Raw genomic sequence first — 8960 nt, forward strand, 5'->3', positions numbered from 1 at the left:
TAAATCAATTTAAAAAATTCCAGCGTTATCTCGAAGATGGCAGGTTAAGCATTGATAATAATCGAGCAGAGCGTGCAGTGAAGCCCTTTGTGATAGGTCGTAAGGCTTGGCTATTCTCGTACACCAATACAGGTGCGAACGCGAGTGCAATTTTATATAGTTTGGTTGAAACAGCAAAAGCGAATGATCTTATTGTTCATGATTATATCGCAACCTGCTTGCAGCAGATTGCTGAAAACCCGAATGATATTGATGCGTTGCTACCATGGAATATTAAGCGTAGCTAGGTGCCATTACCCAGACGCTTACGTTATTTTAGGCATAGCTGTGAGATGTGCACTAGGGCATCTTTACCCTTCGGCTTATTTTTCTACTGGCATAAAAAAAGCAAGCCGAAGCTTGCTTTAGAGTTTAACGATTAAGTTAAAACTTATTCAGCAGTTGGTGCTTTTTCAGCTGCTTCTTTAATACTGAGACGTACACGACCTTGACGATCAACCTCTAGTACTTTCACTTTAACCATTTGGCCTTCTTTCAAGTGATCAGACACTTTCTGTACACGCTCTTCACAGATTTGTGAGATATGTACTAAGCCATCTTTACCCGGAAGAATGTTAACAAATGCGCCGAAATCAGCAAGACGTACTACTTTACCTTCGTAGATAGTACCCACTTCAACTTCAGCTGTTAGTGTTTTAATACGGTTGATTGCATCTTCAGCTTGTTCGCCAGAAGTCGCTGCGATTTTAACCGTACCGTCATCTTCAATCTCAATCGTGGTGCCTGTTTCTTCACATAAAGCACGGATAACTGCGCCGCCTTTACCAATAACGTCACGGATTTTATCCGTTGGGATTTTGATGATGTGAATACGTGGTGCGAATTGAGAAATCTCTTCACGGCCTTCAGAAATCGCTTCGTCCATCACTGTTAAGATATGTAGACGTGCAGCTTTTGCTTGGTTAAGCGCAATTTGCATGATTTCGCGTGTGATACCTTCAATTTTGATATCCATTTGCAGTGCAGTGATACCTTCACTTGTACCCGCAACTTTAAAGTCCATATCACCAAGATGATCTTCATCACCTAAAATATCAGAAAGAACAACGAACTCGTCACCTTCTTTAACAAGGCCCATTGCAATACCCGCAACAGAGGCTTTAAGCGGCACACCCGCGTCCATGAGTGCAAGTGATGCACCACAAACAGAAGCCATTGAAGATGAGCCGTTAGATTCTGTAATTTCAGATACTACACGTACTGTGTACGGGAATTCTTCAACAGAAGGCATTACCGCAAGTACACCACGTTTCGCTAGACGACCGTGACCAATTTCACGACGTTTAGGAGAGCCTACAAAACCTGTTTCGCCTACACAGTATGGAGGGAAGTTGTAATGTAATAAGAAGTGATCTTTCTTCTCACCCATTAGGCTGTCGATGATTTGTGCATCACGTTGTGTACCCAGTGTTGCAGTGACTAACGCTTGTGTTTCACCACGAGTAAACAGTGCTGAACCGTGAGTACGTGGCAATACACCAGTACGCACGTCAAGTGCACGAACACTTTCAGGATCACGACCATCAATACGTGGCTGACCTTTAATGATACGCGTACGTACCACTGTTTTTTCTAAATCATGTAAGTATTCGCCGATTTGCTTCGCTTCTAAAGACTCATCACTTGCTAATAATTTAGCTTTAACTTCCGTGGTGATCGCTTTGATTGCATCGTAACGCTGACCTTTGTCACTGATTTGGTAAGCTTCTTCAAAACGTGTTTGCGCTTCTGTCGCAATAGCTGCATCTAATGCTTCATTACGTACAGGTGCTTTCCAATCCCAAGCAGGACGAGCCACTTCAGTTGCAAACTCTTTGATTGCTTCAATAACAACTTGCTGTTGGTCATGACCGTATATTACAGCGCCTAACATTACGTCTTCGCTTAAGATAGCAGCTTCAGATTCAACCATTAATACTGCGTTGTCAGTACCTGCAACAACAAGGTTAAGGTCACTTGTTTCTAATTCTGTTTTAGTTGGGTTAAGTAGGTATTGACCCTCTTTATAACCAACACGCGCACAACCGATAGGACCGTTAAAAGGCATACCCGAGATAGAAAGTGCCGCAGATGTTGCAATCATTGCCACTACATCTGGATTGATTTCTGGATTGATTGAAACAACCGTTGCAATCACTTGTACTTCGTTTTTAAAGCCAGCAGGGAAAAGAGGACGAATTGGACGGTCAATAAGACGACAAATTAACGTTTCTTCTTCAGATGGGCGACCTTCACGTTTGAAGAAACCACCTGGAATTTTACCGGCAGCGTAGGTTTTTTCTTGGTAGTTAACAGTAAGCGGGAAGAAATCACGTTCTTCATCGCCTGATTTTTTACCAACAACAGTAACGAATACACACGTATCGTCCATGCTACACATTACAGCGGCAGTTGCTTGACGTGCCATCACGCCAGTTTCGAGTGTTACAGTATGTTCGCCATACTGAAAACTTTTAACAATAGGAGTCATTTTTTTTCCTTGGATTATATATTTAGTTTTATGCTTTTTATCGCGACGACAGTATACGTCAAAGTTTTTGCTTTAAAATGTTTTTAAGAGTGTAGAAACAAAAAAAGAGCCATATAGGCTCTTTTTATTACAAGGTGTAAAACTGCATATTCAATTAACCCATTTCTTCAATAAACTTATCCAATAAAATCAACTTGACTCGCTCACAAATTTCATCTTCTAAACAGTCTGAGACAGTGCTCTTAAGTATCAATAAATAACGCGTTATACTAGCTTTATCTACATCTGATAATTCAGAATTAATTGGAGCATGAACGATATAAAAAACCTTAGCTTCAAGGTTTAAAAAAATATTGGGAACATTTTGATATATATTAGATATTTTTGAAAAAATATCCTTTGAATCTTTAAATTTTTCAACAAGCTCTCTTCTCGAGTCTTGCTTTAAGAGCTTTTTTAATTTATTCCGATGGAATTCATTTTCAATCTTTCCGACTGGATCATCAATACCCAAAAGATCTTCTTGCCCCCTAGCTAAATCAGTGAACTCTAAAAACTGACACTTACCTTTTATTTCAAAAAAATAATCAACGGATCTTCTTGCACTTAGACTGACAACTGTCTTTATTCCAGTCTCGCCATCAACTCTGTAGCCACTAGAAGAAATGGTTGTTGGGATACGGCCCAATTCATGCTCCATTACCTCTAGGTGATCAATTAACTCCATATTTATCTATTTCCTTGGAGTTAACTACTAAAAATATCAAAAAGAGGCATTCCTAAATTAGCTTTTATTGCATCTAACTTTTTAAATAGCGGGCTATTATTATTTATGGTTTTTCCATTTTCTAATTGGATAATTGAAAAATGTTCATTAACATCTAAATCTTTGCTCTGATGTATATCCATAAGTTTCTCAATATTTTCCATCATATCAAAACTATGACTAGCCATAACAATTCTCACCCCTGCAACACTTAAATGATACAGAACATCAGTCATTATTTTTTGCCAAGCAGGATGTAAATTCACTTCAGGCTCATCAAAAATTAATATGCTATTTGGAACAATAATATGCTTATCAATCAATAAGGCGATGATACCTAAAGAGACCGCACCTGTCGCAGTCTGATGTAAATCATTGACATAACGTTCATTGCTCTGTTCATTTTGCTCAATAAATTGAATGTCACCACTATCAGATAACTGAATCTGTCCACCAATACATTTAATGATCTGCTTTTTTAGTTTTTGTAAATCTTCATTTATATCTTTAGTTACAATTTCGCTATCTAACAGCATAAATGTATCCAATATATAATCAGGTACTTTTTTTAACTCTTGTTGCTGATGCTTCATTCTTCTTCTTAAAAGTGGGTTCAATCTAGAATTAGCCCAACCTTTAATTACATCTTTAATTTTCCAATAAACGGGTGATTCTAGGTATACAACATTATCAATTTGTTGAAATTCATCTATCCCCCCCGTTTTTAGAGAAAAATTAATTGAGTTTGACTTAATTTCAATGTTGCCAATAGCGTCCCCAAAATTAAAATTAATATTTTCGGAACTAGCTTTTCTATTTTTAAGCTTAGTAAGAGAACCAACTAAAAAATTATTTAATAATGATTTTTCAAGCTGTTCTGCTAAACCATTAATAAGAGATTCATTAGGTTTATCTACAAGCTTCTTCAACTGAAGAAGTAAGGCAGTCGATTTTTTGATGTAAGAATTAAGACCCTTATATTTTTTTACATTTTCGATATCTGCCGATAATTCATTTAAAGCGAACTGTAGGTTTTTGATGTCTTTTTGTAATTCATCTTTCTGTACCATTTGAGAAACTAAAGTACCTTGGTGGTAAATTAAATCAATACCATCGACTAAAATTTTAAAAAGTAAGTTTATATTTAATACTTGCTGTTCAACTTTAAAACTTGGGGAGTTAGATGAAAATAAAAGGGAACGAATATAAGATTGCATAGAAAAAACAACAGAATCAATATCAATTGATAAGTGGTCTTTATTTAAAGAACTAAAAATACTGTATAACGAACGGGTTAAAAAGCTTTTCCCTGATGCATTTTTTCCTGCAATCAGAGTAAATGGTTTAATTTGAAATTTAGCATTTTCAATTTTACCGAAATTGTTAATTTCCATATCAATATTTTTCATATCTTGGATGTTACCCGTATATTAAAGAGTTTTGATTCGACAAAATAGTATATTAAAACATAGTATATTGCGATGAAATATAGCTAAAAATAAGATTCAAAGAGTTTATTACCCCAGAATATAAAATAATACGTAATTACTCGTGCTAGTTAGGCTAACATTTTTCCTTCGCTGATAAATAACTTTGGGCATAGAGTCTTCGTCTGTTACTGATATTCTTTAATTTATTTATAGTCTTATCTAAGCGGTTTTAGCAGTTGCTTTATCACCGAGCTTAAACTTAACAATACAATTAACACCGCTAACAAAGGTAATATCAACCACATACTAGGGTGTAATTGTGTTGGTAATTGAAAACCCCACTTCATTAAACTGAACAAAATAATCTCTGCAGCAATAGCAGCAACTACCCCCGCACTGATGGCGAGTAATCCATATTCAGCCCACAGGGTCTGGTTAATGCGCTTTTTACTCGCCCCTAAAGTACGATATAAGGTTATCTCTCGTTTACGTTCGCCCAAACTTAAGCGTAATAAAGTGAAAATCAATAAAACACCACTGACCACACCTAATGATGCAAGCCCCGTGAGTGACCATGATATCTGCCTTAATAAAGCCTGTATTTTATTACCCATAGAGCGAAAATCTAACAAACTAACGGTCGGATATAAACGTGCTAATTGATTCACTAATTCACCCTGCGCTTGCTCCACTCTAAAGCTGAGCATCCAAGTCGCAGGCAAATCAATAATGACATCTTCACTGAAGATAAAAATAAAATTAGGTTTCATGCTTTGCCATTGTACCGAACGAAGTGAGTTCACCGTGGCGCTAAAATGCTGACTATTCACTTCAAAGGTTAAACTATCACCCAATTTAATGTCTAGATCATGAGCCACTTTTTGTTCCACTGACACGGTTTTTTCACCCGTCCACTGTCCTTCAATGAGTTGGTTATAAACGGGGAGTTCTTTTGCCCACGTAAAGTTTATTTCACGCTGTAATATATGCGGTAGTTCCTCTTTAGAACCGAGGTGCTCACTGACACTTTGTTCGTTAACTTCTGTAATACGCCCGCGAATAATGGCAAATGCATCACTGCGTGGCAATGCTAACCTGTCTACTTGCTCTAAATAACCTTGTCGTTGCTCAGGACTAATATTGACTGCAAATACATTTGGCACATCAGGTGCGATCGTTTGTTGCCAATCTCCTAATAAGTCACTTTTAATTAACCAAATAAGCGCCACTAACATTAACGATCCTGACAAAGCGGCTAATTGCATCATGCTATTTCTAGGTGAGCGGTTAATACGGCTTAACGCCAAGCTAAAGGCGGGTCCCCATTTCAGTTTGGCTAGTATTTTTAATAAACCATAACTCAGCGTGGCTAAGAAAACGAATAACAGTAATAAGCCAATTAAGAGCATCCACACTAACTTGTTTGCACCATAAAACAGCAGTAATGCGCTAAACGGTAACAATAGTAGCCACCAGATTTTTTTCGTATAATTTATTTTTTGCTGCTGAATAACATTGATAGCCGGTGCGTCTAATAAGCGAGTAAGGGGAATTAATAATGCAGGTAAACCAATGCAAAGAGCCACCACAAGGGCAAATATAAACGGTTGAGCCCCCACACTGGGTAGTTGCTCAGGCAAAATATCCGCCAAGGGTAAGCGTAATAAAAACTCTAAGATTAACCCTAAAAAACTGCCTATAACAAAAGCGACAACAAACATCATGAAAACTTGTGTGCTCAGCCATAAACGTAACCACGCTCTGCTTGCGCCCATACTTTTAAGCATCGACACAGTTTCACTGCGATCACGCACATAATGTAAACAGGTTAAAATTAATGTCACCGCTGCCATCAAAATTACCATCAAGATAGTCAGTGATAAATATTGTTTGGCTTTCTCAATCAAGCCACCTGTGCTCCCTTGTTTATTTTGATCAACCCAAGATTCACCTGCTTGTAAAACAGTCTCTTTTTGCAACATAACAAGTGCGGATTCACTGCCATTAACAAACAAACGATGATTTACCCGACTGCCCACTTGCACCGCGCCTGTTTTATCTAAATCACTGTGGTGAATAAACAGGTTCGGGATGCTATTAAAAGGGTTATAAATTAATTCAGGCTCATCTTTAATTAACCCAGAAATATTCAATTGTGCATCACCAATGGCAATGCTTTCGCCTATTTCAACGTCTAACAACGTAAATAAACGTGCAGATAACCATAATTCACCGGGACTCACATGGTGCTTTAATTGTTGATTTTGATCGGTTAAATTTAACTCTCCACGTAATGGGTAATTACTTTCAACACTTTTAACACTTACCAACTGCATTTTTTGTTCACTAAACGCCATGGTTTGAAATTGACTTTGTGAAGAGACAATCAGCCCCTGTTGTTGTGTTTTTTCTAATAGTGTCGTTGAAATAGGGTTGGCAGACTTAAAAACTAAATCAGCGGCCAATAAAGAGCGACCATGATCTGTCATCACTTTCTCAACACGTAAGGCAAGCGTTGATAGCGCCACAACACTGGCAATGATTAAGGTGAGTGCTACCACCACCGGCCACAATTGCCCAAAACAAATTTCTCGCCAACTCCAGTTGACGATCATTTTATTGATTTTTAGTGATTTTCCTAACATGGGTTTTCCTGGCATTGGCCATCATTAATAATCAAAGTACGCTGACAACGTTTCGCAAGGTTGGCATCATGCGTGACCAGAATGAGGGTTGTGCCCTGCTCTTTGTTCATTTCAAATAACAGTTCGATAATATGCGCCGCCGTTTTTTGGTCTAAATTCCCCGTCGGTTCATCGGCAAACAGAACTTTAGGCTGGGTTATAAAAGCACGTGCTAATGCCACACGTTGCTGTTCTCCACCCGAAAGTTGCGTAGGAAGATGTGTTTCACGACCCGCAAGCCCCACCTCTTGTAATAACTGTTTGGCTTTTTTATTGTTACTGGTTTCATCTTCATTACCCCGTAATAGCATCGGTAATGTGACGTTTTGCAGTGCAGTTAATGACGGAATAAGTAAAAAATCTTGAAAAACAAAACCAACTGATTCGCTGCGAATTTTGGCACGTTGTTCATCATCCATCTCTGAAATAGTTGAATTTAATAGCGTAATTGAGCCCGATGTTGGTTGGTCTAATCCAGCAAGCAACCCCATTAATGTTGACTTACCCGCACCAGATGTTCCCATAATAGCGACAGATTCGCCGGCATTAATGGTAAAAGAGATCCCCTTTAAGATAGATAATTCGCTATCATTGCTTATTACTGACTTAGTCACATTTTCAACACTTATGATGGATTTACTCATGATTAAATTTGTTTCCCTGTTATTCTCTGCACTTTTCGCATTACTGTTTTCATTAACCGTTAACAGTAGCACGTTACTGATTGTGGGAGATAGCTTAAGCGCAGGTTATCAAATGCCCGTAAAGCAAAGCTGGCCAGTGTTATTACCCGAACAATTAAAACGACAAGGTAATGTAGTTGAGGTTATCAATGCCAGTATTTCTGGTGATACAACGGGTAATGGTTTAGCAAGATTAACGATTTTATTAACACGCTATCAACCAGATTATGTACTGATAGAATTAGGCGCTAATGATGGATTACGTGGCTTTTCAGCAACGATTATTAGCAATAATCTAGAGGTGATGATTGAGAAAATAAAAGCGAACAAGGCCTTGCCTATTTTAATGCAGATCCATGTCCCGACAAATTACGGTAAGCGTTACAGCGATGCTTTTTCAGGACTGTATGCAACACTCAGTACACAACAAAACATCCCATTGATGCCTTTCTTTCTTGAATATGTAATAACACAACCACAATGGATGATGAGTGACGGTTTACACCCGAATATAAAAGCCCAGCCGTGGATTGCCGAGTTTGTGGCAAAAGAGCTCAGTAAGATCATAAAATAAAAGGGGGGGGAAACTGGGGAATGGAACGTTAGCTACGCCTTGTTAACCAAGCAGAACTAAAGTCCTATGTCCACGTTGATGTTTTATTTTTTGGGGATATGATGTTTATTTGGACGTGTGGCTTTAGCCACGCCTTTGTTAACCAAGCAGAACTAAAGTCCTGAGCCCGATGTAAATCAATCGTTTTTATTTGCTGCTTTGCACAAACAAAAAAAGAGCCCTTAGGCTCTTTTTGTTAACAAGGTTTAAATCGAGGTCCGTACTGCATAGACGACATAGACCAAGTTCAGCGA

The 8960-nt window shown here is 38.2% G+C and carries 7 protein-coding genes; 2 read left to right on the forward strand and 5 right to left on the reverse strand.

Annotated features, from left to right (window positions below; all coding sequences use genetic code 11):
• A partial coding sequence (locus G322_RS20990; RefSeq protein WP_022942559.1) for an IS66 family transposase occupies window positions 1–287 on the forward strand: 287 nt, incomplete at its 5' end.
• 143 nt (window positions 288–430) lie between these two features.
• Here G322_RS20990 and pnp read toward each other — a convergent pair.
• The 5 genes from pnp to G322_RS0115025 form a co-directional block, all read right to left on the reverse strand.
• Window positions 431–2530, reverse strand: coding sequence for a polyribonucleotide nucleotidyltransferase (gene pnp / locus G322_RS0115005; RefSeq protein ID WP_022942560.1), 2100 nt, complete (start codon window positions 2528–2530; stop codon window positions 431–433).
• 154 nt (window positions 2531–2684) lie between these two features.
• A complete protein-coding gene (locus G322_RS0115010) occupies window positions 2685–3257 on the reverse strand; it encodes a hypothetical protein (protein ID WP_022942561.1) in 573 nt (190 codons plus the stop codon).
• 20 nt (window positions 3258–3277) lie between these two features.
• Window positions 3278–4705, reverse strand: a complete 1428-nt coding sequence (locus tag G322_RS0115015; protein ID WP_022942562.1) for an AAA family ATPase — start codon at window positions 4703–4705, stop codon at window positions 3278–3280.
• 236 nt (window positions 4706–4941) lie between these two features.
• Entirely contained in the window at window positions 4942–7371 is a 2430-nt protein-coding gene (locus tag G322_RS0115020; RefSeq protein WP_022942563.1) for an ABC transporter permease, read from the reverse strand.
• Window positions 7365–8054, reverse strand: a complete 690-nt coding sequence (locus G322_RS0115025) for an ABC transporter ATP-binding protein (protein WP_022942564.1) — start codon at window positions 8052–8054, stop codon at window positions 7365–7367. Before G322_RS0115025 ends, G322_RS0115020 begins: the two co-directional genes overlap by 7 nt.
• On the opposite strand from G322_RS0115025, the gene G322_RS0115030 reads away from it, so the two are divergent.
• Window positions 8053–8667: an arylesterase gene (locus tag G322_RS0115030; RefSeq protein WP_022942565.1), complete on the forward strand. Its 615-nt coding sequence runs from the start codon at window positions 8053–8055 to the stop codon at window positions 8665–8667. The two genes, G322_RS0115025 and G322_RS0115030, sit on opposite strands and share 2 nt — an antisense overlap.
• The last annotated feature ends 293 nt before the right edge of the window (window positions 8668–8960 follow it).

It is taken from the genome of Psychromonas hadalis ATCC BAA-638 (assembly GCF_000420245.1).
In the GTDB taxonomy this organism is placed as follows: domain Bacteria; phylum Pseudomonadota; class Gammaproteobacteria; order Enterobacterales; family Psychromonadaceae; genus Psychromonas; species Psychromonas hadalis.

Bases quoted from the DNA above. Each gene is read 5' to 3' on its own strand.
- G322_RS0115020 (WP_022942563.1), bottom strand. From the start codon at position 7,371: ATGTTAGGAAAATCACTAAAAATCAATAAAATGATCGTCAACTGGAGT.
- pnp (WP_022942560.1), bottom strand. From the start codon at position 2,530: ATGACTCCTATTGTTAAAAGTTTTCAGTATGGCGAACATACTGTAACA.
- G322_RS0115030 (WP_022942565.1), top strand. From the start codon at position 8,053: ATGATTAAATTTGTTTCCCTGTTATTCTCTGCACTTTTCGCATTACTG.
- G322_RS0115025 (WP_022942564.1), bottom strand. From the start codon at position 8,054: ATGAGTAAATCCATCATAAGTGTTGAAAATGTGACTAAGTCAGTAATA.
- G322_RS0115010 (WP_022942561.1), bottom strand. From the start codon at position 3,257: ATGGAGTTAATTGATCACCTAGAGGTAATGGAGCATGAATTGGGCCGT.
- G322_RS0115015 (WP_022942562.1), bottom strand. From the start codon at position 4,705: ATGAAAAATATTGATATGGAAATTAACAATTTCGGTAAAATTGAAAAT.